The sequence below is a fragment of the Pseudomonas sp. CLCA07 genome (assembly GCF_053615335.1).
The window spans coordinates 6,481,056-6,507,202 of sequence record NZ_CM132131.1 but is presented as its reverse complement, the minus strand read 5'-3'; the positions used below and the strand labels follow the sequence as shown (position 1 = coordinate 6,507,202).

The 26,147-nt window shown below is 54.8% G+C and carries 24 protein-coding genes and 1 pseudogene; 13 read left to right on the top strand and 12 right to left on the bottom strand.

Annotated elements, in window-relative coordinates:
• Nucleotides 1–73: 73 nt before the first annotated feature.
• Nucleotides 74–415 (top strand): potassium channel family protein, encoded by a 342-nt coding sequence (locus ACWGZX_RS29820; RefSeq protein WP_452626615.1) that lies wholly within the window; start codon nt 74–76, stop codon nt 413–415.
• A 22-nt stretch (nt 416–437) separates the two neighbouring features.
• Here ACWGZX_RS29820 and ppk2 read toward each other — a convergent pair whose 3' ends face one another.
• From ppk2 to ACWGZX_RS29780, 8 genes and pseudogenes are all read right to left on the bottom strand, one after another.
• Nucleotides 438–1,256, bottom strand: a complete 819-nt coding sequence (gene ppk2, locus ACWGZX_RS29815; RefSeq protein ID WP_452626614.1) for a polyphosphate kinase 2 — start codon at nt 1,254–1,256, stop codon at nt 438–440.
• A 142-nt stretch (nt 1,257–1,398) separates the two neighbouring features.
• Entirely contained in the window at nt 1,399–3,126 is a 1,728-nt protein-coding gene (locus tag ACWGZX_RS29810; RefSeq protein ID WP_452626613.1) for a SulP family inorganic anion transporter, read from the bottom strand.
• Between the two features lie 149 nt (nt 3,127–3,275).
• Complete coding sequence (locus ACWGZX_RS29805; RefSeq protein WP_452626612.1) at nt 3,276–4,235, bottom strand: HlyD family secretion protein; 960 nt, start codon at nt 4,233–4,235, stop codon at nt 3,276–3,278.
• Nucleotides 4,236–4,238: 3 nt separating this feature from the next.
• Nucleotides 4,239–4,610, bottom strand: a complete 372-nt coding sequence (locus tag ACWGZX_RS29800; protein ID WP_223513820.1) for a DUF3302 domain-containing protein — start codon at nt 4,608–4,610, stop codon at nt 4,239–4,241.
• Between the two features lie 337 nt (nt 4,611–4,947).
• Nucleotides 4,948–5,244 carry a hypothetical protein gene (locus ACWGZX_RS29795; protein WP_223513824.1) on the bottom strand — a complete coding sequence of 99 codons (297 nt, stop codon included), beginning with the start codon at nt 5,242–5,244 and terminating at the stop codon, nt 4,948–4,950.
• Between the two features lie 93 nt (nt 5,245–5,337).
• Nucleotides 5,338–5,946: a trimeric intracellular cation channel family protein gene (locus ACWGZX_RS29790; protein WP_223513827.1), complete on the bottom strand. Its 609-nt coding sequence runs from the start codon at nt 5,944–5,946 to the stop codon at nt 5,338–5,340.
• A gap of 34 nt (nt 5,947–5,980) precedes the next feature.
• Complete coding sequence (gene ahr, locus ACWGZX_RS29785) at nt 5,981–7,012, bottom strand: NADPH-dependent aldehyde reductase Ahr (protein WP_452626611.1); 1,032 nt, start codon at nt 7,010–7,012, stop codon at nt 5,981–5,983.
• Nucleotides 7,013–7,119: 107 nt separating this feature from the next.
• Nucleotides 7,120–7,248, bottom strand: a pseudogene (locus ACWGZX_RS29780) (RidA family protein); the annotation flags it as partial.
• A gap of 214 nt (nt 7,249–7,462) precedes the next feature.
• Between ACWGZX_RS29780 and ACWGZX_RS29775 the strand changes: the two are divergent.
• The 6 genes from ACWGZX_RS29775 to otnI all read left to right on the top strand — a co-directional run bounded on the left by ACWGZX_RS29775 (nt 7,463) and on the right by otnI (nt 14,840).
• A complete protein-coding gene (locus tag ACWGZX_RS29775; protein ID WP_452626610.1) occupies nt 7,463–9,034 on the top strand; it encodes a diguanylate cyclase domain-containing protein in 1,572 nt (523 codons plus the stop codon).
• Between the two features lie 509 nt (nt 9,035–9,543).
• Nucleotides 9,544–10,449 (top strand): L-threonate dehydrogenase, encoded by a 906-nt coding sequence (gene ltnD / locus ACWGZX_RS29770; protein WP_452626609.1) that lies wholly within the window; start codon nt 9,544–9,546, stop codon nt 10,447–10,449.
• Between the two features lie 10 nt (nt 10,450–10,459).
• Nucleotides 10,460–11,752, top strand: coding sequence for a 3-oxo-tetronate kinase (otnK, locus tag ACWGZX_RS29765; RefSeq protein ID WP_452626608.1), 1,293 nt, complete (start codon nt 10,460–10,462; stop codon nt 11,750–11,752).
• Complete coding sequence (otnC, locus tag ACWGZX_RS29760; RefSeq protein ID WP_452626607.1) at nt 11,749–12,387, top strand: 3-oxo-tetronate 4-phosphate decarboxylase; 639 nt, start codon at nt 11,749–11,751, stop codon at nt 12,385–12,387. The genes otnK and otnC overlap by 4 nt, the downstream gene beginning before the upstream one ends.
• A gap of 188 nt (nt 12,388–12,575) precedes the next feature.
• The gene (locus ACWGZX_RS29755; protein WP_452626606.1) at nt 12,576–14,036 is read left to right on the top strand and encodes a GntT/GntP/DsdX family permease; all 1,461 of its coding nucleotides are present in this window, start codon (nt 12,576–12,578) and stop codon (nt 14,034–14,036) included.
• 21 nt (nt 14,037–14,057) lie between these two features.
• Nucleotides 14,058–14,840 carry a 2-oxo-tetronate isomerase gene (otnI, locus tag ACWGZX_RS29750; protein ID WP_452626605.1) on the top strand — a complete coding sequence of 261 codons (783 nt, stop codon included), beginning with the start codon at nt 14,058–14,060 and terminating at the stop codon, nt 14,838–14,840.
• 93 nt (nt 14,841–14,933) lie between these two features.
• On the opposite strand, the gene ACWGZX_RS29745 is transcribed toward otnI, so the two are convergent.
• Nucleotides 14,934–15,755, bottom strand: coding sequence for a DeoR/GlpR family DNA-binding transcription regulator (locus ACWGZX_RS29745; RefSeq protein WP_223513851.1), 822 nt, complete (start codon nt 15,753–15,755; stop codon nt 14,934–14,936).
• Between the two features lie 398 nt (nt 15,756–16,153).
• Between ACWGZX_RS29745 and ACWGZX_RS29740 the strand changes: the two genes are divergently transcribed.
• Together ACWGZX_RS29740 and ACWGZX_RS29735 are read left to right on the top strand one after the other, a co-directional pair.
• Nucleotides 16,154–16,663: a cupin domain-containing protein gene (locus ACWGZX_RS29740; RefSeq protein WP_452626604.1), complete on the top strand. Its 510-nt coding sequence runs from the start codon at nt 16,154–16,156 to the stop codon at nt 16,661–16,663.
• 816 nt (nt 16,664–17,479) lie between these two features.
• Nucleotides 17,480–18,772: a tyrosine-type recombinase/integrase gene (locus tag ACWGZX_RS29735; RefSeq protein WP_174553770.1), complete on the top strand. Its 1,293-nt coding sequence runs from the start codon at nt 17,480–17,482 to the stop codon at nt 18,770–18,772.
• 524 nt (nt 18,773–19,296) lie between these two features.
• Here ACWGZX_RS29735 and ACWGZX_RS29730 read toward each other — a convergent pair.
• Entirely contained in the window at nt 19,297–19,578 is a 282-nt protein-coding gene (locus ACWGZX_RS29730) for a helix-turn-helix domain-containing protein (RefSeq protein ID WP_074876666.1), read from the bottom strand.
• A gap of 90 nt (nt 19,579–19,668) precedes the next feature.
• Between ACWGZX_RS29730 and ACWGZX_RS29725 the strand changes: the two genes are divergently transcribed.
• The 4 genes from ACWGZX_RS29725 to ACWGZX_RS29710 all read left to right on the top strand — a co-directional run bounded on the left by ACWGZX_RS29725 (nt 19,669) and on the right by ACWGZX_RS29710 (nt 21,596).
• On the top strand, nt 19,669–20,103 hold the full coding sequence (locus ACWGZX_RS29725) for a hypothetical protein (RefSeq protein ID WP_218473541.1): 435 nt from the start codon (nt 19,669–19,671) through the stop codon (nt 20,101–20,103).
• Nucleotides 20,104–20,171: 68 nt separating this feature from the next.
• Complete coding sequence (locus ACWGZX_RS29720) at nt 20,172–20,813, top strand: DUF6088 family protein (protein WP_222586637.1); 642 nt, start codon at nt 20,172–20,174, stop codon at nt 20,811–20,813.
• Nucleotides 20,813–21,043: a BPSL0761 family protein gene (locus ACWGZX_RS29715; protein WP_074876662.1), complete on the top strand. Its 231-nt coding sequence runs from the start codon at nt 20,813–20,815 to the stop codon at nt 21,041–21,043. Before ACWGZX_RS29720 ends, ACWGZX_RS29715 begins: the two co-directional genes overlap by 1 nt.
• Nucleotides 21,044–21,098: 55 nt before the next feature.
• Nucleotides 21,099–21,596 carry an antitoxin Xre/MbcA/ParS toxin-binding domain-containing protein gene (locus ACWGZX_RS29710; RefSeq protein ID WP_315903115.1) on the top strand — a complete coding sequence of 166 codons (498 nt, stop codon included), beginning with the start codon at nt 21,099–21,101 and terminating at the stop codon, nt 21,594–21,596.
• Nucleotides 21,597–21,761: 165 nt separating this feature from the next.
• Here the strand turns inward: ACWGZX_RS29710 and ACWGZX_RS29705 are convergent, their stop codons facing one another.
• Both ACWGZX_RS29705 and ACWGZX_RS29700 read right to left on the bottom strand, forming a co-directional pair.
• Nucleotides 21,762–22,574, bottom strand: coding sequence for an inositol monophosphatase family protein (locus ACWGZX_RS29705; protein WP_074876658.1), 813 nt, complete (start codon nt 22,572–22,574; stop codon nt 21,762–21,764).
• A gap of 488 nt (nt 22,575–23,062) precedes the next feature.
• Complete coding sequence (locus ACWGZX_RS29700; protein WP_074876656.1) at nt 23,063–25,993, bottom strand: DEAD/DEAH box helicase; 2,931 nt, start codon at nt 25,991–25,993, stop codon at nt 23,063–23,065.
• Nucleotides 25,994–26,147 lie beyond the last annotated feature (154 nt).

The following is a 26,147-nucleotide window of genomic DNA, read 5'->3' as shown; positions in this document are numbered from 1 at the left end:
TTGTGCCAAGCTGTCAGGTGTCGGTACCCACGCAATCAACTGTCGCCAACGTAAACCTCAGGAAACTCATGACATGAAACGTTCTTTTGCAAAGCACGTCCGCAGAGAGTTTTACAAAACAGTGTGGTTTTACTTCCTTGTAGTCTGGCCGATATTCTCCATCCTGTTGTTTACGATTGTGCTGTTCGGAATCATCATCGGCCAACTGGAAGGGTGGGGGCCGTTTGACGGTATCTACTTCGGGTTCGTGACCGGCTTGACCATCGGTTATGGCGACCTGGTACCGAAAACGGCCCTCTCGCGTATCCTTTCAGTCGCGCTCGGTTTCAACGGCGTGCTGATGACGGCGATCTTTGCGGCAATCAGTATTCGGGCCATTGAAGAAACCGCAAAAGCGGCCCAATCCGAGGAATAGGCCGTCGCATCGAGCTGAACCCTCAGTAGGGTTCAGCGATGTATTTGAACGGGTAGTTGGCGGCCTTGTAACCGCCGATTTTACGTTTGGGCAGAACGACTTTTTCTTGCTTGATTTTTTTGTAGGGAATGTTCTCCAGCAAGTGAGTCAGCACGTTCAGCCGTACAGACTTCTTGTCTTCGGAGCGGGCGACATACCAGGGTGCCCATTCGCTGTCGGTGGCTTCGAACATATCGTCTCGGGCGCGCGTGTAGTCGTCCCAGCGGTTGTAGGATTTGATGTCCATTGGCGACAGTTTCCAGATCTTGCGCCCGTCGGTGATGCGTTCCTTGAGCCGCCGGGACTGCTCTTGCGGGCTGACTTCCAGCCAGTACTTGAACAGCAGCACGCCGGAGTGGACCATAAGACGTTCGAACAACGGCGTTATCGCCAAAAAGCTGGTCACCTGCTCCTCGTCGCAAAACCCCATGACTCGCTCGACGCCCGCGCGGTTGTACCAGCTGCGGTCGAAGATCACGACCTCGCCGGCCGCCGGAAAATGCGGCATGTAGCGCTGCAGGTACATCTGGCTTTTTTCTCGCTCGGACGGTGCCGGCAAGGCCACCACACGAAACACCCGCGGGCTGACGCGCTCGGTCAGTGCCTTGATGGTGCCGCCCTTGCCAGCGCCATCGCGGCCTTCGAAAACCACCACCACCTTGGCCCCGGTGGCTACAACCCACTGCTGCAATTTGACTAGCTCGACGTGCAGGGTCTTCAGTTGGGCTTCGTAGTCTTTGCGGCTAAGCCCGTCGGTTTTTTTGTCCGCGGAGTCGGCTATTTCACGATCATGTTTTTTCATCGTAATACTTCAACCTCAGGGTGGCTTTGAATACGGTGCGTACCGGCTGCCAATTACCGCTACGACTTGCGAGTAAAGGGTAGTTCAATTTCCCAAGCGCAAGATGACGCAAGTCACCCGACTGCCGGGCCGCGTGTGAAAATCACTGTTGATATCGGTGCTGCCTTTGATAATGCGCAACGGCCTGCTCCAGATTGAGGAACATTCGTCTGTTGCCCAGTGCGCGGCCCAACGGCGCATGGATAACCATCGTGGAAACGCTTGGGCTCATGCCCACCAGCCACAACGAGATGCCCTTTTCTCGCAAGCGCTGTTCCGCCGCCGTGAGCATTTTCAACGCTGTGTATTCCAGATCGAAAACACTGCGCAAATCGAGAATCACAACACTGGGCTCTGCCTCTACAATCATCGTCCGAATTTTCGACCCCAGACGTTCGGCATTGGCAAAGAAGACGCGACCTTCAGGCCGCAGTAGCAACAGCCCCTCAAAGTGCTCATCGTCGTCAGTCTCGACGGATGGCGGGCGATAGATGTTGGTGCCGGGTTTGCGCCCCAGTATGTGTACGGGCGGGTCCGAGACCTGGTAGGCCAGCGCCAGCAACGACACAATGATCGCCACGACGATACCCTGCAACGTGCCGAGCAACATGACCCCGACCATTGCCACAATCGCCCAGATAAACTCGGTGCGGCGCACCGATAGAATGTCGCGAAATTCCGAAGGCTGGATCAGGCTTATCGAATACACAATCACCACGGCGGCGAGCGTGGCATTGGGCATCAAACCAATGAACGGTGCGATCAGCAGGCACGTCCCCAGTGCCAGCCCGGCAGTGATCAACCCCGCCAGTTGTGATTGCGCACCGGCCAGGCGATTGACGGCCGTTTGGGTGGTCCCACCCCCGGCGGCCATGGCCCCAAGAAACGCACCACCCAGGTTGGCAAGGCCTGTCGCCACCAACTCACGGTTGGGTTGCAGTGCCGGTTCATCACTGCGGGCAAATGCTCGTCCCGCCGCGATGGTTTCGGTAAAACTCATGAGCGCAATGCCCATGGCCAACGGCCAGAGTTCGGACACTATCGACCAATCGGGTAGCGTCAACGCGGGCAATCCGATGGGAACAATCCCCACGGCCGACACACCCAATTGCTCCAGATTGAGCACACTCATGCCGACGATGCCGAGCGCTACCGCAATCAGCGGCGCCGGCAATCGCGGGGTAAAGTGCTTCATGCCGATCAGAATCAGCACCATGAACACACCGACTGCCACGGTCGGCAATGAGGTGTGCCCCAGCCCCTGAAAGGTGGCGAGCACGTTGTGCAAAAAACCGCCTTTTTCGAAGTGGATGCCCAGCAATTTGGGTAGCTGGTCGAGCACGATGACAATCCCGATGCCGGCTTTGAAGCCCACCAGTACCGGTTCTGAAATGAAATTGGCAACAAAACCGAGGCGCATCATTCCTGCCACGACCAGTATGGCGCCAACCATAAAGGCCAATGTGGCCGAGGCAACTAACAGAGTCGCCGTATCGCCGGACGGGCTGATCTGCCCCAGTGCGGAGGCGACCAGGATGGCAAGCGTTGTGGTGGTACTGACGCTGAGCGGGCGTGAACTGCCGAGCACGGCGTAGATCGCCATCGGTACCAATACGGTGTAGAGACCAACCTGCACCGGCAGGCCTGCAATGGTGGCGTACGCCAGTGCCTTGGGAATGACCACGGCTGCGGCGGTCAGCCCCGCGATGACATCGCCTTTGAACCAGGTTCGTCGATAGTGACCCATCCACTCCGGTAGCAGGCGGCTCACGACCCGTCGGGGGGGTAGTCCTGAAAGCTGATCTTCCTGATTGCTACGTTGTTGACTCATGAGGTGCTTCAACTCCTTTTACGCACAATTCAACTGACCACGCGTCACCTGAACGGTGGCGTGTAGTCACTGAAACTAAAAATATAGTCAGTCCGGGGGCAGACAGAGGAGGGGTGACGCCCCCTATTGCAGAGGGCGTCAGCCGTTTCTTAATGGAATGGAAAGATGTAGTTCATCCATGCAGCCATGCGCAGCAGAATTTTTCGCATCATGGCGATATGGTGGAAGTGCTGGCTGTAGATCGCCGCCTGCCCATAAGCGCCGCCGGGCATCTGGCTGCTGTATTGGGCATAGTCAGGGTCGGTGATTTCAATAGTGACCGGTACCCGGCCTGCCGGCGGTGAGCCGGTGAAGCTGATCAGCGTTCCGGAAGGCTGTATTTGTCCTTCTCCGATGACGGAAATGACGCTCTTGACCCGTCCCTCGAACACCTTGCCGGGAATGCCGTCGAAGGCCACTTCCGCTTCATCGCCGACCGACAAGCGCAACAGGCTGTTTTGACGCATCCACGCGGCAAAGTAATGCCCCTCTTCCGGAATGAACACCATGGTCGGACGCAAGGGGAACTTGGTAGCCATTATTCCCGGACGCAAGGAAACATGGGTCACGAAGCCCTTGCTAGGCGCGCGAACGGTGGTGTTGTCCAGTTCATACTGAGCATTTTCCAGCTGGGCCTGCAAGTCGTCGGATCGAGCAACGACGACATCCAGTTCACGTTGGGTACCGAAGTTGCGCTTGATCAGTTCAGTGATTCGAGCACGATCAGCTTTTGCCGAGACCAACTGTGCCTTGATGGACCTGACCCGGTACTCGAACGGGGCAGGGTCGATACGAAACAGCACATCGCCTTTTTCGAGAGGCTCGTTACCCTTGACCGGCACGTCGATCACCATGCCAGTGACCACTGGAACCACCGGCACGGAGACGAAGTAAGTGCGCGCAACCTCGGAGTACGGATGGTTGTAGTTCATCGTGAAAATCAATGCACCCACAATCAGAATCCCACCGAGCACGGCGGTAGGGACCGTCCATTTGTTGAGCGGTATGCGAAAAATCTTGAAGATGGCGACGCAGATGGCCGCATAGGTCAAAACGAGCAGAAGATCCATGGCTTAGATTCCCTCACCGCGATTGTCTGACGCGGGTTTGTCCCGTGCGGTGCCGGCAGCCCCTTCCAGCCGTTCTATACGACTTTGCAGGTCGGCAACCTGCTGCTCCAGATGAGCGACATGAACTTGCGGTGACTTGCCATCACCAAATCCCCAGCCCCGGTCTTCCCGGTACGCCATCGCCCAGATCCATAGAAATGGCCAAAGCGCATGCAGGGTGAACAAACTGACCCAACCGGTTGCATGGATAGCGTCCTGATGCGGGTGATTGCGGTGTACGGAAATTTCATAAGGAATGTCGTGTAGCGCGATGATTCCGTAGAACAGGACCAGACCGACAAAGAACAATAGGCCTAACGCGAAGTAATCAAGCATGACCGCCCCCTCCTGGCACAAGCGATGTACTCGGCTCAGTGTAGTCACGGTTTTTATGAAAAATCAGTTCAAAACAACGCATAACAACTCCGGCAATTCAATTTTCAGCCAACGCAGGCTTACCCTGACTCCCAGCCTGTGACAGAACCTGCGGGCGAGCGAGAGGATCCCCCTAATTGCCGCTGTGATCTAGGTCGTTTTCTGCCACCGTCAGTGCTTTGCCGTGAAGGCCGTGGAGCACTTTGGAACAGCGCCAACCTGGGGTTTGTGGTGAGGCTGCAGGGCAAGGGCGAACAGATTCGTTCGCCGGGAGAACCGCACTCACGGCATTCGTCATTCAATCTCTGCGCTTATCAAGGCATTGACGGCGCAGGGTGAGGTTATTGATGTCCATGCAATTGACCGCGTGATCATCATCATAGTCTTTGGCCTTGTCCTTGGCTTTGTCGCCGCAATTGCCATTCCCATTGCAATTACCTTTGCCGGCATTGCCATTTTGATTGTTGTTATATTTCACACAGTTTTTGGCGGCATTTGCACTGCCCGCGTTTTCGCAATTTGCAGCGGCAAAGGACAGCGATGGCAAAGCCAGGGAGAACAGAAATGTGCACACAAGGGGCGCAATGATTCGCATAACCAAACTCCAGAATAGATTGTTTTTTACCAGCAACGATTGCCTTTCCACTCTGCCTGACTATAGCAGGCGTCCAGATAAGGGCCGTGCACCTTAACCCTGCCTGGTGGAGAGAATCGCCGGCATTTGCAACTCTTTGTAAATTGCGAGAAATCTCAAGCCCGAGGTGAATATCAAGGCAATCCAGCCGGCGATCTGGATTGTCGGGAATACATCGCGCAACAAGACATAGAGGGTGCACCCGAGCAGGATCGGCGTGGCGTAGATCTCACGTGACATCAACAACGAGACTCTCCCTGCCAGCACGTCACGCGCGATACCGCCACCAATACTGGTCAGCACGCCCATCATCACGGCGAAAGGTGCAGCAAGATGAAACCCCAGCACTTTCTCGGTAGCGACTATTGCGAACAGTGCGGCCGCAAAACCATCGAGGTACAGCAACAACCGATAGCGTTGCTGGAATCGCTTGGTGAGAAAGAAAGCCAGCAGTCCGGCAATCAACGCGACCCAAATGTAGTTGAAGTCGGCAATCCAGAAAATCGGTTGATCGAGCAACAGGTCGCGGATGGTGCCCCCACCGATAGCGGTGATGATGCCAAGTACCACGGCTCCGAACACATCGACCCCCGCCTTCTGGATAGCCAGCACCCCGGTAATGGCAAACACGGCGGTGCCCAACATTTGCTGAAAATAAAGCATCCGTTACTCCGTCACGTATTTCGGTGCCAGTCGGTCATTTACTGGCGTCCAGCACGACGCGGTAACGCGCCTTGCCGCTGCGCAGATGATCGATCGCGTCGTTCACCCGGCTCATGGGAAACAGTTCGACCTGCGGCAGGATCTGATGACGTGCGCAGAACTCCAGCATGGTTGCCGTGTTACTGGGTGAGCCCACCGGTGAGCCGGACAGGCTCTTTTGTCTGGGAATCAGATCGAACACGTGCACCGGAATGGCACTGGGCACGACGCCGACAAAATGCAGGCGCCCCTTGCCGCGCAAAGTGGCGAGCATGGCTGGCCAATCGAGGTCGGCGCTGGCGCAGACCAGAAGAAAATCCAGGGTGCCGGCAATGGATTTCACGGCGTTACTGTCGGTCGAGGCGATGACGTTGTGCGCACCAAGGCGCTTGGATTCATCCTGCTTGTTCAGTGACGAGGTAAAGGCCGTGACTTCGCAGCCCCAGGCATTAAGGAAGCGCAGGGCCAGGTGACCCAGGCCACCGATGCCCACCACGCCGACCCGGTCAGTCGGCTTGACGCCGAATTCCACCAGCGGGTTGAACACCGTCGAGCCGGCGCAGAACAAAGGTCCGGCCATGGAGGGGTCGAGTCCGTCCGGAATCGGTAGTGCCCAGGCCCAGTGCGAACGCAACCTGTCGGCAAAGCCTCCGTTACTTCCAATGATGGTGGGTTTGGCCGTGTTGCAGAACTGGTGGGAGCCCTCGATGCAGGAAGAACAATGCATGCAGCTGCCCTTCAACCAGCCAATGCCTACCCTTTGTCCCACTTCGAGACCACGGACCTGCGGGCCCACGCGGACGATACGGCCAACCACTTCGTGACCGGGGATAAACGGGTACTGGCTGATACCCCATTCGTTATCGATCATCGACTGGTCGGAATGGCAAACGCCGCAATATTCCACGGCGACTTCCACTTCTTCACTGCCCAATGGACCGGGATCATAGCTGTGACGCTCCAGTGGCGCGCCGGCCGTCGTTGCGGCCCAACCGGTGAATGTCGTGAGTTCGGTGCTGTCGCTCATGGAGTCCCTCCAGATCAGGAAGCCGCTTGGGAGGCGCGGCGCAGATAAGGAAGTGTAGCGGGGCACTTGCCGTTGTCTCGGATGCTGATGAATGGGGCAAGCCGCTATCAGGATTGGCCCGTCGTAGAGTCGGTAAGCTTGGGGATCACCTTGATCTCGAACTGGAAACCATCGAGCCATGTCACGCCGACGGCGGTTAACGTCGGGTGAAACGCGTTACCCCAAAACTCTGGCACAGAATTCCTCTTATTGATTGATGGCAATATGCCTTAGAATCGCTTTGATCCAGTTGCGTACAAGAAAGAACCGTTGAAAGCGCCGTGGGCGTCCGTAAGACAAGCACCAGACAGGGACGAGACGTAATGGGAAATAAGGATCCTAAGGGGTGTTACGCCAATTTTGAGATAGGTGGCCAAAGCACTCTGCACGCTCCGCGCATTGGAAGTCAGGATGATGAATAAGCGGCGCAGATCCTTAGTGGGTTTCATTATTTTAGCGGTCGGCCTGGTGGGGTTTTCGGCCGTGCTGTTGCTCAAGTCCGAGACTCAACGCAGAGAGACGCGATTCTCGGAATACGTGCAGAACATTTCCGGCATTGTGCGCAATCAACTTGATACCAATGAAGCGGTGTTGGCCGGGTTCTCGGCATTTCTTCAGGCCGTTGACCAGAGCGATACGCAAGCAGCCGCTCGTTATGCGGCAGCCGTTTTATCTGCCTATCCCCACATTTATATGCTTGAGGCGGCGAGGGCGGTCCCCATCGCTGAGCAGGCTGCTTTTGAAGACCTGTTACGCCGCACCTGGCGGCCAGACTTTGAACTCAAGGATTTCCCGAGCCTCGCTCAGCAACCGGCCCAACATCAGGCCTATCTCAATGAGACCTGGCCTGTATTGTTTATGTATCCGGCACTTGCGGAGTCCAGTTCGATCTATGGCGTCAGGCTGGAAACCGTCGCCTATCTCTCCTATGCATTGGCTCGAACCCAAAATAATCTGAAGCCCGTCGTATCCCCGGTTTTCTCGATGTATGAGGGGGGCAACGCTTACATTCTGATGCAGTCAGTCAGCCGCCCTGAACAAGCGCGAGAAAACGCACGGCCGAATTTTTTCGGTAGCACGATGGTGTCTTTGCTATTACTCAAGACAGGCTCGTTAATGGATGCGGTGAGTCTGGCGAACGTTGATCCCCTGGTTCACATCAGCGCAGTCCTGAAAACCACCGCAGGATCTGAAAGCGATGTGTTTTCAACGCAGACCGAAGAAGCCGGCTTCCTGGATCGCCTATTCTTTCCGCGTCTGGCTGAGCGGGTCGAGATCAGCAGTGCTTCACAACCCATGACATTGTCGTTTGAGCGTCAGTTGCGTTTAGGAGATGCCCTGACTGCGCAAACAGTGATAATCCTCGCGGTTCTGGCAGGAGCTCTCGTGCTAATGCCGTTGGTATTGATTCGGCATTTCAAGGCCCTGGAAAGGGCAGAGCTCGAACACAAACGCTCGGCTTATCTTGCCACCCATGACGTGCTCACCCAATTGCCTAATCGCTATCTCTTCGCCGATCGTTTTGAACAGGCCTTCTCCGATTGGAACGTATACGGCGTTCCGTTTGCTGTGCTGTTGATCGATCTGGATCACTTCAAGGAAATCAATGACCAGTACGGCCACGAGGTCGGCGACCAGGTGCTTCGGGCGGTCGCCAAACGCATGCTTCAGAGCACCCGTTCGTGTGACACCGTCGCTCGCTACGGCGGCGATGAATTTGTGGTTCTGATTGCGAATTTCACCGATACGGAATGTGCTGAAAACAGAGCTGAGAGAATGCTGGAAGCCATTGCGCAACCGGTGGCAACAAGCGCAGGAGAGCTGACCCTCTCGTGCAGTATCGGCGTTTCGCTGTGCCCCCTGCATGGCCAGAGTCTGGATACCTTGCTCAAGGCGGCGGATCAGGCCATGTATGGCGTCAAGCAACTGGGACGCAAGGGCGTTGCGTTGACTGAATGTCGTGCGGTCTCTGTAGAGGTTTGAGGGCAAAAAGTTTTTAGCCCAAGGCCATGTGCAACCTATGTAAATCCCGATCGGTTTCAATCATGTGTTGGGCGAATTGTTGAACCGCAGCCAGGGGGATGCCTGGCGTGAAGAAAAAGCAAAACCCCGGAGGTCCGCCTGCCGGGGTTTTTTTATGTTCTCCCTGTCTCCCTGCCGGGAAGAGAGCATTGTCAAAGTAGCAAGGATTTCTGTGGGTTGAGCGTACGACCACGCACTCCTACCGATGTTAAAAAATGTTATTTTTAAAAAAACACTTCACACAATCAGTTCATTGGTGGATTATCTACTCGACCCGAATGACAACCTGAAAACAATACAAAACAGGATTGTGACGATGTTCGACAAGGTGCCCACAGATTTACTCCCGCCCATTCAAGGGGCAGACATGTCAGTCACAATCGATCCCGGCATCAACCTCTCAAAAACGCGGACAGTCACCTGCGCCTTTCTGGCGCGGATACAGCCGCTGCTTTTCTCAGGAGCACCCCATGAACAATAAAAATGTCGGCGTTATCGGTCTTGGCGCTATGGGACTGGGCATTGCCCGCTCGTTATTGCGTAGCGGCTTCAATGTGCACGCCTGTGATGTGCGTGAAGCAGTCACGCAACAGTTCGCCAGCGAGGGAGGTGTTGCATGCACCTCACCCGCGCAGATGGCGGGTGAGTGCGATGTGATCATTACGGTGGTGGTCAATGCCGAACAGACTGAAACGGTGTTGTTTGGTGAAGGCGGCGCGGTTGCGGCGTTACGTCCTGAGAGCCTGGTGATTGGATGTGCCACTGTGGCTCCGACCTATGCCGTGGATCTTGGGCAACGCCTGGCCGACAAAGGTCTGCTGTATCTGGATGCGCCAATCTCCGGTGGAGCCGCCAAAGCGGCGGCCGGCGAGATGACCATGATGACCTCCGGCCCGGCTCCAGCCTATGCCAAAGCGGACGCAATCCTGGCGGGCATGGCCGGCAAGGTCTATCGCCTGGGAGACGTTCATGGCTTGGGTTCCAAGGTCAAAATCATCAATCAGTTGCTCGCGGGTGTGCACATTGCCGCCTCTGCTGAAGCCATGGCATTGGGGTTGCGCGAAGGGGTCGATGCCGATGCGTTGTATGAAGTGATCACCCACAGCGCGGGTAATTCATGGATGTTTGAGAACCGTGTGCCGCACATTCTCAAGGCTGATTACACGCCATTGTCCGCTGTCGATATTTTCGTCAAGGATCTGGGTCTGGTGCTCGATACCGCCCGGGCCAGCAAATTCCCGTTGCCCTTATCAGCCACTGCGCACCAGATGTTCATGCAGGCGTCCAGTGCCGGCTTCGGACGCGAAGATGACTCGGCAGTGATCAAGATTTTCCCAGGCATAGAACTACCGACTGCCAAGCCTGAATCTGTTTGAGGACCGCTCCATGACTCTTTCCACTGCGCGCCCTTTGTTGGGCTGCATCGCCGACGACTTCACCGGCGCCACGGATCTCGCCAATATGCTGGTGCGCGGCGGCATGCGCACGGTGCAGAGTATTGGTATTCCCAGCACCGAAGTGGCAGCAGGGCTCGATGCAGATGCGATCGTTATCGCGCTGAAGTCTCGCACCACGCCCAGCACGGATGCCGTCGCAGAATCTCTGGCTGCGCTGAACTGGTTGCGGGCGCAAGGCTGCGAACAGATTTTCTTCAAATATTGCTCAACCTTCGACTCGACGGCGGCTGGCAACATCGGCCCAGTCAGCGAGGCGTTGCTCAAAGCATTGGCCAGTGATTTCACCCTGGCCTGTCCGGCATTCCCGGAAAATGGTCGAACGATCTTTCGCGGGCACTTGTTTGTGCAGGATCAATTGCTCAACGAGTCAGGTATGCAGCATCACCCCCTGACGCCCATGACCGATGCCAATCTGGTACGGGTTCTGAAATCTCAAACCACTCTGAAAGTGGGATTGCTACGCTACGACAGCATCGCGCAAGGCCCAGAGAAAGTGCGGGAAAAGATCGACGAACTGCGAGCGCAAGGTATTGGCATGGCCATCGCCGATGCGCTGTGTGATCAGGATCTCTACACCCTCGGTACTGCTTGTGCCGATCTGCCCTTGCTAACCGGTGGTTCAGGTTTGGCTTTGGGTCTGCCGGAAAATTTCCGCCGTGCCGGCAAACTACGGGATTTTGATGCCTCTTCATTGCCTGCTGTGTCAGGTGGCGAAGTGGTTCTGGCCGGCAGCGCTTCTGTCGCTACCAATGGGCAGGTTGCGGCGTGGCTTGAGTCCGGTCGGCCTGCCTTGCGGATTGACCCATTGGCGTTGGCTGCCGGCGAACCGGTCGTTGCGCAAGCCTTGGCTTTCGCCAAGGACAATGAACAGACCGTGCTGATCTACGCCACCAGTTCGCCGGATGAGGTCAAGGCGGTGCAACAGAAATTGGGTGTCGAACAAGCAGGCAGTCTGGTGGAACGCGCCTTTGGCGACATTGCAAATGGGCTGCGGCAAAGTGGAGTGCGTCGCTTCGTGATTGCAGGTGGGGAAACATCGGGCGCCGTGGTTCAGGCGTTGGGGGTGCAACTGCTGCAGATCGGCGCACAGATCGATCCGGGTGTACCAGCGACCGTCAGCAGTACGGATGAGCCTTTGGCGCTGGCACTCAAATCGGGCAACTTCGGTTGCCGGGACTTCTTCGACAAGGCACTCAAACAACTGGCCGGAGATGCGAAATGAGCGATGAAAAGGCCCTGCGCGAAGAAATTTGCGACGTCGGTCGCAGCCTCTATCAGCGCGGCTATACCGTGGGCAGCGCTGGCAACATCAGTGCCCGTCTCGACGATGGCTGGCTGATCACGCCCACCGATGTCTGCCTCGGCCGCCTCGACCCGACCGCCATCGCCAAGGTCAACCTGGCGGGGGAGTGGGTCTCTGGCGACAAGCCGTCCAAGACCTTGGCCCTGCATCGTCAGGTCTACGATCGCAATCCGGGAGTCGGTGGCGTGGTGCATACCCATTCCACTCATTTGGTGGCGTTGACCCTGGCCGGTGTCTGGCAGCCGAATGACATTCTGCCACCGTTGACGCCTTACCAAGTGATGAAGGTCGGGCACATTCCATTGATTGGTTATCAGCGGCCTGGCTCCCCCAAGGTGGCCGAGCAAGTCGCGCAACTCGCCAACAGTGTGCGTGGCGTGATGCTCGAACGTCTCGGGCCGGTGGTCTGGGAAAGCACCGTGTCCAAGGCCAGTTACGCCCTGGAAGAACTCGAAGAAACCGCACGACTGTGGTTGATGAGCAACCCGCGCCCCGAGCCTTTGGATCAGTCCGTTCTGGACGAGTTACGAGATGCTTTCGGCGTCCATTGGTAGGTCGCCGGACTCACTCGATACACCGCTAACGCAGGCTATGCCCGGGAGATGCAGTACGACTCCTGTGGAAATCGGCTTGCCTGAAAAACAATAACAATAGGACTTACCTGCATGACACACCCTGACCGCACTTCTTATATTTTCAGTGGCAACAGAGTCTCCGTTGTACGGCGTGGAGGGCATCTGGTATGAGCCCGCTCATTCTGATGGCCACCGCCGGGGTAGGGATCGCGCTCCTGCTGTTCCTGGTGCTCAAGTACAAGTTTCAGCCGTTCGTGGCCTTGATGCTGGTGAGTATTCTGGTGGCGTTGGTCGCCGGGGTGAAGCCGGCTGATCTGGTTGCGACCATTGAAGGCGGGATGGGCAAGACCCTCGGTCACATCGCGATCATCATCGCTCTAGGCGCAATGATAGGACGGATCATCGAGCTGTCCGGTGGTGCCGAGGCCTTGGCAAAGACCTTGATCGAGCGCTTTGGTAATCGCCGTACGCCATTGGCGCTGACGGTTGCCGGTTTTATCATCGGTGTGCCGGTGTTCTTTGAGGTTGGCGTGATCATCCTGATGCCGCTGGCCTATGGTGTCGCTCGTAGAGCGCATAAGCCGTTGCTGATGTTTGCCTTGCCGATGTGTGCGGCTCTGCTCACCGTGCATGCCTTCTTGCCACCCCATCCGGGTGCCGTGGCTGCTGCGAGTCAATTGGGTGCCGACCTCGGTCGAGTGCTGATGTTCGGCCTGCCGATGACAGCATTCCTGTGCTACGTCGGTTACCGAGTGGCGGGGCGCATGACTCGTCGTTTTTATCCGATGACCGATGATATCCGTGCTGAAGTCTATGGCCCTCATGTGACCAATGAAGACCTGTTGGCGTGGACGAACGGTAATGGAACCAACACCGAAAAAGCCGCTGCTGCAGTGGCTCATATGGGGCTTGAGGAATCCACCAGCAGTATTGTTGCCAAACTTCCGCCCGCACCGCCACCCGGTTTCGCTCTGCTCTCAAGTCTGATCCTGTTGCCGATCATCCTGATTCTCTTGGGCACGCTATCCAACTCGCTACTGCCGCCTGAATCGACACTTCGCGCGGTGATGACCGTGCTCGGTGCACCGCTGGTGGCGCTGTTGCTGGACACTTTGCTGTGTGCCTGGTTACTCGGTACTCGTCGTGGCTGGAGCCGCACTCAAGTGTCCGATGTCATCGGTTCGGCGTTGCCCGGCGTAGCGATGGTGATCCTGATTGCCGGTGCCGGCGGTGTGTTCGGCAAGGTGCTGGTGGACACCGGCATAGGTGCGGTGGTTTCTGATCTGTTACGTACCACCGGGTTGCCAGTGCTGGCTCTGGGTTTTCTACTGACCATGTTGCTGCGCGCTGTGCAGGGCTCTACCACCGTCGCCCTGGTGACCACAGCGGGTATCATCAGTCCACTGATCGCCACACTTAACCTGACCCCCAATCACATGGCACTGCTCTGCCTTGCCATGGGCGGTGGCGGGCTGGCCATGTCGCACATCAACGATGCCGGTTACTGGATTTTCACCAAACTGGCCGGATTGAACGTCGCTGACGGTTTGCGCACCTGGACGGTGATCACTACCTTGCTCGGAACGCTCGGCTTTTGCATCACGCTGTTGATCTGGCCTTTTGTCTGACCCATTTTTCAAGGAGTTAACATGCCTCGTTTTGCTGCCAACCTCAGTATGCTTTACCCGGAACATCAGTTTCTGGATCGCTTCGCGGCGGCGGCGGCCGACGGTTTCGAAGCGGTGGAATATCTGTTTCCTTACGACTACAGCGCGCAGGAGCTCAAGCAGCGACTGAGCGACAACGGACTGGTACAGGCGCTGTTCAACGCGCCGCCCGGTGACTGGGCGGCGGGGGAGAGAGGCGTTGCAACGTTACCCGGCCGCGAAGTTGAGTTTCGCGAGGGCTTCAACCGCGCGCTGAAATATGCCGAAGTACTCGGCAACACGCGTATCCATGTGATGGCCGGCTTGCTGCCCTCGGAAAACGACCGCCCGCGCCACCATGCCGTGTATCTGGAAAACCTCGCCTACGCTGCGGCCAAGGCGAGTCAGGCGGGCATCACGGTGTTGCTGGAGCCGATCAACACACGAGACATGCCGAAGTTTTTCCTCAACCGTCAGGATCAAGCACAGGCTATCTGCAAGGAAGTCGGCGCTAGTAATCTGAAAGTGCAGTTCGACTGCTATCACTGTCAGATCGTGGAAGGGGATTTAGCCACCAAACTTCGTCGTGACTTTGATGGAATCGGCCATATTCAGATCGCCGGTGTGCCTGATCGTCATGAGCCAAACCTGGGGGAACTCAACTATCCCTACTTGTTTGGACTGATGGATCAGTTGGGCTACGAAGGCTGGGTCGGCTGCGAGTACCGTCCCAAGGGTGATACTTCGGCGGGGCTGCAGTGGTTGCGGGACTGGAAGGCGCTCTGACCTTCGATGTTCAATTGCCGCTGCGTTTCCTGGAGGTAATGTCAGCGGGGGAGGCTCCGGTCGATACCGGAGCCCTCCTTTTTTAGGTCACTTTCAGGTCTGTTTCTGATCTGCGGGCAACACTAATTCGACACCTTGTTTGCGAATCCCATCTGCCGCAGCCGAAGCCAGGGCATCGTCACTGATGATGATGTCGAACTGCTCAAGCCCCGCGATCTTGTACATGCTGAATGTGCCGTACTTGGAGCTACTGGCAACCAGTACCACCTGCGACGCCGACTGCATCGCCACTTGCTTGACCTCGACCTTCAACGCAGAAGGGGTCGTGATACCGCGACGCAGATCCCAGGAACTGGTGGAGATGAAAGCGATGTCCGTCACGACCTGACGCAAGGTAGCAACGGCGAGTCCGCCGACACAGGAATGATTGGAGTGATCAAGCTGTCCACCCGTGTGGATCACCGTCACCTGCGGCGCGTCCAGCAAGGACTGCACCACGCCAAAATCGTTGGTCACTACGGTCATGCCAGACAGTGCTTTTATGTACGGTACGATCTCCAGCGTGCTAGTACCGGCATCCAGATATATCGTCATATCCGGACGCAGTAATCGGGCAGCGAGCTTCGCCATGGCTTGCTTTTGCGGCAACTCGACCACCGCCTTGAGTTGATGGCTGGGTTCGCTGTGCAGCTGGCTGGCAATACGTACCCCACCGGTGACCGAATAGGCGCGCCCTTCCTGCTCAAGCAGGGCGATATCGCGCCGTACAGTCATGTGCGAGCAGTCGAACATCTCCATCAACTGGTGAACGCTCAGCACCTGGTGCTTGCGTAGCTGCCGCAAAATCAGCTCACGGCGCTGGTCAGGAATCACCGGTGCGGCGCTGACGGCTGCGATGTCCTTTTGACTAGGCATTGGGTGCTCCAAAGGGGTAAAGCTTCCGGTTTCGTATAACCCACATGGTAGCGAATCTACTGCTTAATCAGTAGTGTCGACGTGCAGCGAGTTCGATAAAGGCTTGTAGGGAGGAGGGCGACTGTAGGGGTGGCACGGCGTCTAATCGCTCTACAAGGAAGTTGTTCAGAAGTTTTCAGCGCGGCGCATTTCAGAGTCCGCAGCATCACGGATGAGGGCCAGGCAGGGACGAACCAAGATTAGAAGGAGAGTGGCCGTTTCCTCAAACACATCGGTCGAATATGATCGAGGTCGATCTGAACTTAGCTCGACTAAACATCTATTTAGTTGAGCTAAGTAGCTAAATGCTGCAAATATGATGATAAATGCTTCGATATGACTGGATAGAGGTTATCGGAATGGCGTTGAAAACACCCAGCATTAAAGAACTGGTCGCAACGCTCGATCTGGAGCCCCATTTGGAAGGCGGCTACTACCGCAGAACGTATCAGTCGGATAATCAAAGCATGGTCACGACGACCGGTGGGCAGCGTTACCGGATGACGTCGATTTACTATCTGTTAACGAAAGATTCTCCCGTTGGCCATTTCCATCTAAACCAGTCCGACATCGTTCATTACTATCATTTGGGCGATGCCATTTTGTACTCGCTGATTTTCCCGGACGGCACATTGGAGACCGTCATGATGGGCAGCAATGTTATCGCGGGAGAATGTTTACAGCTGCATGTACCTGGCGGTGTTTGGAAAGCTTCGCGGCTTATGGAGGGATCGGCAGGATTCGGTCTGATCAGCGAAGCAGTGTCGCCAGGGTTTGATTACGCGGATATGCAATTGGGTGATCGACAAAAGCTCAGTGAGCGTTTTCCTGAGCATTCGGTGTTGGTTGAAAAGCTCACGCGCGGATAAGGGCTTAGAAGGTAATGAGCGCTGTGAAGTCTGCGTGCAACCGGGCCATTCCTGAAATACGTTGTTACGTGTAATGTATATTATGTTAAATGACATCTATGGATGGAACTTCTCGTGCTGTCCCTTTTCTGTCAGCGACTATGGTTAGCCGGAATTTCCTCCTACGTCCTATCTATCTGTTTTAAAAAGAAAAAATTTTTCTGCATAGGTCGTGATTCCCTAACCAGGGCTTGTTCTCCGGAAACGGCCCCATAAATTTCTCGGGTTTAGACACAACTGATGCAACTCTGGTTGACCAAATACGTTTTTCCGGCTGATTTCCGTCGTTTTTCCGGCGATTTAGACTTATGCATTTCAGTGCCTATTCCCCTGGAACCCTTTAGGTGCGCTCCTTTCAATAATTTCCCCCAGTATGAACACGCCTTCTAAAAAATATCGATGGTTTGCATCTTTCCGGTCGATGACTACATCAAATCAGACAATAGCTGAGGTTCATTCCGTTGTCTGACTGCTCATAATCTTACATCCCAGCGTCACGATTGATGTCCGAGGAATCGTTGAACCTGTTTTACCGACGGTTTCCGCACTCGAAGTGAGGATGCCTCCGGATAGGTGTTAAAATCTCTGATGTGCGCAGAACATTGAATTTGTCGTCAGCTTCTACTTACCTTCATCGTGGACATGGTGTGCGTCATACCCGAGGCGGAGAGAAGGATTAGGTGTGGTGTAATATCCGATAACTGTCAGACCCGGATATTGCATAACTCCGCTTAGCCGTCCAAGCTAATGCCATTCCAGTACCGTATTGGTCCATTCATGTCACGCATCCCTCAACCGCTGTTTGATACCTTCGAGTGCTTCCACGAGCTCAACTTTCTCCAACTTAATAATGAGCGTGCAGCCGTCCAGCAATATCTCAAGAGTTTCGAGGATAATTGTCACGCCGTTGACAGCTACTTGGTCGTGCGGAGTTTTTTGAAATCGTACGCCGGCAACCAGTCCACCTTCAATTCTTTCAGGACACATGTCGAGCGCCTGTTGCTCTGGTCGCTGATTGTGGCGCGGAAACCGCTGTTGGAGCTTCGCCGCACTGATGCGGAGCAATTTATGGAGTTTTGTCTTAACCCGCCGGCGGACTGGGTTGGTCCTGTAGTCAAGTCCAGGTTCAAGCGCGTCGGCGGCCGGAAGCGTTTTGAGTCAGATGAGTACGTCGTGAATTCTGATTGGAGGCCTTTCTGTTACACCGTTTCAAAGCGGGAACGCAAGCTTGGGAATGAGGCGATCAGTGAACTCTCCTCACGTCCTTACCATATGGCCCAAGGCTCGGTGGCTCAGGTCTTCGCTGTCTGCGGTAGTTTCTTTCAACACGCGATGGATGAAGGCCTTACAGAGGCTAATCCGTTCCGGGCCATCAAACAGAAGTCGATTTACAAACAGCGGAACATACAGGACGTCGCGTCCCGATCGCTCACTGAGCTTCAGTGGAGTTTTGTAATCGACACGGCAGAACAGATGGCTGACGAAGACGCTCGCCACGAGCGCACGCTGTTTGTGCTGGCCACGCTGTTCGCAATGTACCTCCGAGTGTCTGATCTGGTCGGCCGTGATAACTGGCGGCCGACTATGGGAGACATTCGACGAGACACGACGGGTAACTGGTGGTTTCACGTCGTCGGCAAAGGCAACAAAGGGGCCAAGATCAGTGTCCGGGACGAGTATATCCAGGAGTATCTAGTGCGTTATCGCCGATCATTGGAACTGTCTCCTCTTCCCTCACCACAAGAAAAAACACCGTTGATTGCGACGCTCAAAGGACGCGGCGGACTGTCGGATCGACACATACGATCGCTTCTTCAAACGGTGTTTGATCGGGCACTGCAACGTATGCAGTGTGAAGGTTGGAGTGAGGATGAAATCGACCAGCTTCGCTCAGCGTCTCTGCACTGGCTTCGCCATACCGCGGCTACGTTTGACGCGCCACTTCGTGACATGAAAGACCTACAAGCGGATTTGCGTCATAACAGCCTTAGCACCACACAAAATACTTACTACAACAGCCTTGATGAGCAAAGAGCTCGCTCAGTCAAAGAGCTCAAAATGCGCAGATAGCCTAAAGGCTTTTTTGTTCATGAGCTCATCCCTGCCCTGCTCCTTCGATTTGGATTCGGCACCGGCGCATTACAGGTTCAGCGTTGCCTCTGAAATTCCGGTTTATCGGGCTTGTGACTTCATGAATTTGAAACTTTTCCATCAGAAATGCCGGTAACGCTCCCCTTATGAAAGGTAAATTTGAAACTGTCGTGCAAAGAAATCTGCAAATCTGAAACTTTTCGCAATTTGTACGAGCTCCAGCTCTCGGGTCAGAGCGTGCGAAACTTGATCCCGCAGCACCCTTACGAACGTTGTATGAGTTGATGCGCCTCGGCTGATTGCGTGCAACGCGACTGGCTGTTGGTCCGGCGCATTTCAGCTTTACGCCTGCATCCGCAAAATCCAGATTATCGAGGCAATGCGTCTTTCGTTGCGATGAGTCGCTTAACACCTTCTAGCTTCCCATCACGAACAAATTGACCTTTTCTTTTTCTTGCTTCACCAAAATTAGGTGAGCCACTGAGCCTTTGATCAATGGCTTTTCAAGAGTCGATGGCTTCCAGATCCTTTCGCACTTGAGCTAGAAACGCTTTGAGATCCGTGATGTTTTCCTTTCGCATATAGCACGCCGTTACCAGGCTGACGGGATGAACTCCCAAAACGCTGCACAACTCCTCGAGCTTTACAAGCGTCGGGCTGGTCCCTCCACGCTCAAGCAAACTGACATTTGTGCGGCTGCTTACCAACGAAAAATGCTCCTGAGTCAGGCCTTTCCGAAGGCGAGCCTGTCGGAGCGTCGCCCCAAATGCTTCTTTCAGTTCCATTTTGCTTCTCACAAAAGGAACGATAAGGCGACATTGCGCAATATATGACTACAACATATATTGTTCATTCGAGATGCTGAGGTACCAGCGATGAACACGGATCATGAAGGGCCGACTATTATTTCCAGCCTTTTCAATGCTGATTTTCTGGGGCGTCCGTTCATGCGGCAGACGGTAATGATCCCTTGGTTTTACCTTGAAGCACACGTTCGATATGGTAAGGAATTCGTTGGGGAAATGCTCATGGTGTCCTCATTTGAGGCACTGAAAGACATTCTCAAGGTCCAACATGAGTCATTTCGGGTGCGATCCATTCAGTACGTCACCCCTGGTTTCGTAAATGAAACCGGTCATTGGAAAATGGAGCCGCTCCTTGAGGCAAGTGAGGCGATTAATCCACAGGGGGAACGGGTTCCGCTGTTCAAGGTTTCTGATCGCACCTACACGCACTTGGGGGTGAACACCGAGGTGAACCTAAAAAGCGTTAGGGTTCTATTCCCAGCAGTCAAAAAAAAGCGCGACTGACATCGACCATAAGGCTGCTATGCCTAAATCGTCGCAGCACCGCCTCAAACGCTCAAGACTGGTGTGTCATGTCTGTTACCGCCAATATCGTCAAACGCCTCAAGTACACCCCGAAAGCGCAGCCTTTCAGTATCAATCGCTTTGCTAATTTAGGTTCGCCAGGGGCTGTGGCCAAAGCCTTATCTCGCCTTGCTGCATCAGGTGAGCTGGAGCGACTGAGTCGTGGTATTTACATGCGACCAAAGCTGAGCCACTTCACTGGTTATGTGCGACCAAGTACTAAGTCAGTCCTAGGAGCAATCGCTAGTCATAATCGTGAAATTATTCAGGTACATGGTGCAGAGGCTGTCAGGTATTTCGGATTGAGCACTCAGATGCAGATCAGACCGGTTTATTATACGAGTGGCGCTAGCCGCGAGGTGAAAGTTGGGGCGAAGCGCATACGTTTGCTCCACGTTGCCTCTCAAAAACTACAGCATGCTGGCACGATCGTCGGATTAGCGCTTTGCGCCCTCTTCTACTTAGGCAAAAATGGCGTGAGCGATACGGTCATAGCTAGTATCAAAGCTAAAATGGCTCCGTCTGAATTCAAGAAAATCGCGGACTGTGAGATTCCTACCTGGATGCAGGCCGCACTTCGTCATGCTATTTCATGGCCAACTCAGCAGGCTGTAGCGGAGCGTCGCATCCGTCCTCATGGAGATGAATAATGACGATGCCAGACGAGCGTTCCCGCGCGGTGGTGCAGACTCGCGAATTTTTAGTTGAGCTATGCCGAGATAATTCGCTTCCAGATCGGGTAAGACGTGATGCCAAGTTTTTGTTACGGCACTTTCCAACTCGAGATGACGTGGCTTTGGCGGGACGAATAGAGGAACATAGCGACACTTTGCCTTTCGGAGCTTCGGGGCCCGTATTCAGCTCTACAATTGCGCGATGATTTTTTGGTGACGGTTCGCCGCCCCCTTCCCGGAAGGCTCCATCCAGGTTTCCCGTTGCTCATCCATACTGAAACAATGAATACCCCAACGACCGCTCGGCGTCAGCTAAACAAGAAAGGCGAATTGCGTGATGCCGCTATCGCCGCATTCTCGGATTTCAGCGCCAATCGCGTTTTACTGAAGGACTCAGAGCGATTGCTCCAGATCAAAGCAGGGTTTTCCGCTGAGCTTTTCCAGGTGGTTTGCATAGCTTTTGACCTCCAGGGGCATAGCTTAGAGATACTCCTCAACACGTCAATCTCCACGTTCAAGCGACGTAGCCGTGAGCAAAAGCCCCTCAACTCCGTCGCTTCAGAACGGCTAGATCGTGTTGCCGTGGTCTGCCATTTGGCTGAACAGGTGTTCCAAAATAGAAATATGGCCGCGTGCTGGATGTCGAAGCCAAACAAAGCCCTCGGCGGAGATACGCCAGTACTGCTCTGTGGCACTGAGATTGGAGGCAAGCAGGTTCGTCGGGTACTTCAAGCGCTGGAATGGGGAGGTCCTGCCTAGATTCAAAATTCGGAGCGTAAGCGTTCTGCTAATCGACGCCTGGGTTTTAGGAGATTTCATTGGAGAGGTTTTCGGTTGGGCTCTTGCGGGCTGTGTACAGTTGAATCGGTCAAATACAAACGATACCAGTTGCTCGAATAAGTTGGGCAGCGGGTTGGTTGGGTATTAAGTGAAAATAAGATCCCATTCACGAGCCAGCAAGACCCGGCACGCGGCCACTGAACCACCGAAGCACCGTTGTGAAACCGTTTGCATATTGGCTTCGGTAACGTAGGTAATCACTTCGCCTCGCTCATCAAATAAAACGCCGCCCGCTCCTATCAAGAGTGCGTGGCCCGCGACAACGTCATGTGCTGAAACCGGATAAAGAGAGACGCCACAGACCCCCTCCCCGGCGGCGACTTTGGCGAGCCTGTAGGCAATGGATGGCATTGCTACAAAAGTGCTGGGGCTGCAGAGCTCGCTATTAAGTTCAGGCTTATTGATTGCGGCGGCACTGACCATCACGAACTCGTCGCTCGACAGCGTTTTGGTCGTAAGCCGTGACGTGACCGACTGTCCATTGCGGTTCACCTCGGCCATCCCTTCTGCCCAAGCAATGCAATCAGGCGTTCCCTCAACGGTGACGGGGGCATACACAACACCTAATACCGGCGACTGTTTGTGCAATAGACCGATGGAAAGGGATGAGCCTTTGAGCCCCTTGAGAAAATCTGCGGTCCCGTCGTTCGGGTCAACTACCCAGCACCACGGATGGCCGGTCAGAAGATGTCCGGTCTCTTCTCCCCAGAAGTCGCAAGGAAGCAGCTTCAGTAGATGCTGATGTAAGAACTGTTCGATTTCTTCGTCTACGGCGGCCTTGTCACCTTGACCCCGAGGTCCGTCAACTCTCGCCCACTCGGCAATTAGTAGTTGCCCGGCACGAATAACGACCTCAAGGGTCTGACTGAGCAGTTTTTCAAGGTTTGGGGTTCGCACGAAATGGGACGCCCTATGGTTGGGTGAGGTAATGCAGTGGTCTCGACTATATGGCGACGCGAATTGCCCCTTAGTCGTCTAATAAACTGTCAGCCAAACTGGAAACATCGCTTTTCAAAATCTGTGTTTACCCTTCTGCCTCTTCCCGCAGGATTCGATGGACTTCGCACTCAATCTACGCCCGCAATGACTGTTGATGGTTGATAAACCTACGCGCTGTGAAGGGATTTCGCTGCCATTAAGACGCTGTCCGTTTTGGGTTAAGGATTGGCGAGTCAGGTTTTCCAATCTGCTGATATCTGGGCAACTGCTCTGACTCGACCACTCATTTGCAATCGACCTGACCAGCCATTTGGATCTGACTTGACCCACACGCTTAGCCAACATGAACGGCAGTGAACGGCCAGAAGCTGACGGTCGCTTATCGGAACCGCAGATCACAGCATGACATCAGCGGAATCATCTGCAATTCCGCTGGTGCAATTTAATTAAGGGCTGACAATGACCTTGATGTCCGAGCCCGAGATACTCTTGATGTATGAGTAGCTCGTTCCCAAGACGGCCAACTGTTCCTTCGACACCTTCTTCGCTGATATTGCGGGTTGGACGATCACAAATTTGAAGATCAGCTCATGGTCGTGGCATTTGTTGCGCAGTATCTCCAACTGCTGAGGCGTGCCCTTCAGGATTCTGTCGAAGTCCTTCAGCAGTGATTGCTGATAACGATCCATCAGTCGGTTGAAGAACTTATCGTCCGTGTACAGCCATTTCACCGATCTCGACGCCTGACCGCATACTTCATATACGTCGGCGACGCGGGCCCCGGGGGCGTCCGTCACGGGGCAGAATTTGCAATGGTAAAGGTCGACGTAAATGGCGTCCTTGTTTTCCCGAATTGCCACGAGATCAGCAATTTCGCCTTTGCCGTCATCGTTGAAGACTATGGAGTAGTCATCAGCGATCTTGTCAAAGGTGAAGCCTTGTACTGAGTCCTTACGTCGGTCTGCACGCATGGACTCTTGATGGATTTTCGTCGTTCCCCAATCCCAAGGCTCGAGCAAACCGGCAGGCAATTTTACATCCATGCTGTTGAGCGAGTACTGACGGTAGTTGCCTTGCACCATGGAACCGTCGACCTTGAGCAAAACAAGCGGCTCTGCATCCAGGTAGGAGTCCAGTGGCATTTCGTGGGGGTAAAGGATCTTCACACCTGGGCAGGAGGTCTTGTATCCGTCCTCCAACAACTTGATGGCGATGGTAGTGAGGCGACGTTCTTCGCCTTCGTTACCCACGACAAGGACGGGGATCTCCAGCGTCCGCACTCCACTGTACTCAGGCTTACCAAGCTCGACGTCGAGAAGGTTGAAAGTCTCTCCCTGAAAATATAGCGAGATCCTTTGCTCGTTTTCGATCGCGATCGACACAGGCCAGTCGGCGTAGAACAGGCCTTCTGGCCATCTGTCCTTGATTTGGTCAACGCGCATGACATTTTTGAGTACGTCAGCAGGGTCGATGGTGTTGTCGTTGAGTTTGACTGACATGCGCTTGCACCACTCGACCCAGTAGTTGATTGGAGAGGAGTTCATCTCCCAAATCTTGCCCTTGTGCGAGCAGCCCACAGTGGTTCGTTCTCCATCCTCAAAACCGGTGGCGAAGATGTTGGACTTTGTCGCATTACCTTTCTCGATGTCGCTAATCACCTGGTTGATATCGCGCCCCACGTGCATCGTGAATCGCAGGTCTTTCCGGGCGCGGGACAGGCCAACGTTCTGCAGCTTCATCAGCTTGATGTCGTGGAGCGCACGGAAGGTCGGCTCACCATTGATGCGACGAGGGTCTTTGGCTACCAAGTTGAGAAAGCGAGTTGCCTGGGTATCGTCACCTGAGGTGTGAATGAACAGGGTTTTCTGCGCCTTGTTATAGAAAGCAATGTACAGATTCCAATTGGTATCGACGATTTCTTCGGTCTGAGCCCACCCAACCATAGTCTCTCGCCGAGTCACGGCAATGACGGTATCGGCCTGATCATTGATCGAGATGTACTGCAGTGTTTCCCTGCGTCCATCCAGACCCTGCGCACGCTGTGGTGTCCAGTCTTTAGAGGAGACGTGATACGCCACGGCGCTGATCTTGGGGTTCGGGTTCAGCCCAAAAATCACTTGGGCATCGTCACCGTCAGCAAACTGCTCGTTGAAGTCCGCCCTCTCAATTTCCCGACCTACCTTTTGCTCGCTCACGTTGCGAATGACTGCACCCCAGTCAGCACTCTCCTTGTAGAGTTCTGCCATCTGGTGGTCGGTTTTCTGATTAGCGATGTTCGCCACGAACTTGGCATCACCAAGGGCGGCATCAACCCTCGTCAACCGACCAATGAACTGGAGCGTCACCGCGGGGCTTTGATGTTGATCATGAATTGCGGCGATTTTGAGCTCAGGCAGATCGAAGCCTTCCCCAAGCATGTCGACGCAGACGATGATCCGGTGCTTCTTCTCGACGATCTCCGCCATCACTCTGGCTTGGTTCGGCACCTTGCTGTGAATCAGGACTGGCGTTAGGTCGACGTGCTGCTTATAAATCTCAAACAGGTCTGTCGCCCGCTTGTGCGACTTGGCTCGCACCATCATCAAATGGTTGTACCCATCCTTGAGGTCAGCCCGGAGCAGCTCAACAGCCTTGTCTGCGATGGCCTGGTCAGACAGCTTGAGGTTGTATTCTCGTACCGGATGGAACTCGATGCCTTTGAAATAGCCATCAAGCTGCGCATCCCTGAGCGGGTAGTTGTAGATGATCTTGCCGGCCAGAGCCAGACCATCCTCCCGGAATGGCGTCGCTGTGAACTGAATACAAGGTTTGCCGCTGAAGGCGGTTTTGATTCGGTTCCAGCTCGCTGCCACCACATGGTGAGCCTCATCGATCATCAGGTGGCTGCACGTGTTCACCAGCGCCCCCAAGGCAGCGTCTTCAAATAGCAGTAGGGCCTGGGGGGTGGCCACAATGATGTTGGCAGTAGCTAATTCTGCAACCTGTGCCTGAGACAGCTTCGAATCGATGGCTGCAACAATGGGGTTGCGCGCTATGTCCGATACCGCCCCCACGGTGCGGAGTGTCTTCATCTCCGTGCACTTGCCCACCAACTGTGTTCTGAGGGCATCCGAGGGAACCAGGATCAAGGTTCTGGCCATCCTCGCAGCGATGATTAGTGCGAGCATGGTGTCAGTCTTCCCTGTACCGGTCGGCATTACCACCGTGGCGGTCGAAGAAGGATCAATCACCAGGTGCCCCAAGGTGGCGTAAAGCGCAGCCAGTTGCGGCTTGCGCAGCCCGGGTGCGTTCGTCTTGGGATCGTCGATACTGAAATTGAAGAGATGGTTTTGCCAGCTCTGGTACACATCCAAATGCGTTATGACTACATCGTCCATGGCGAATACCTAGAGGCAGAAAAACTTCTTGGGAAAAGATGGCTATATGGTAGCACGCCCCTATTTTTTCCATGACCTTAACCATTAGAGATATGGACAAAACGAGTCGAGCCCCACGCGGGATGGCCGAACTGTCGTGCCCGCTTTTGCCGTA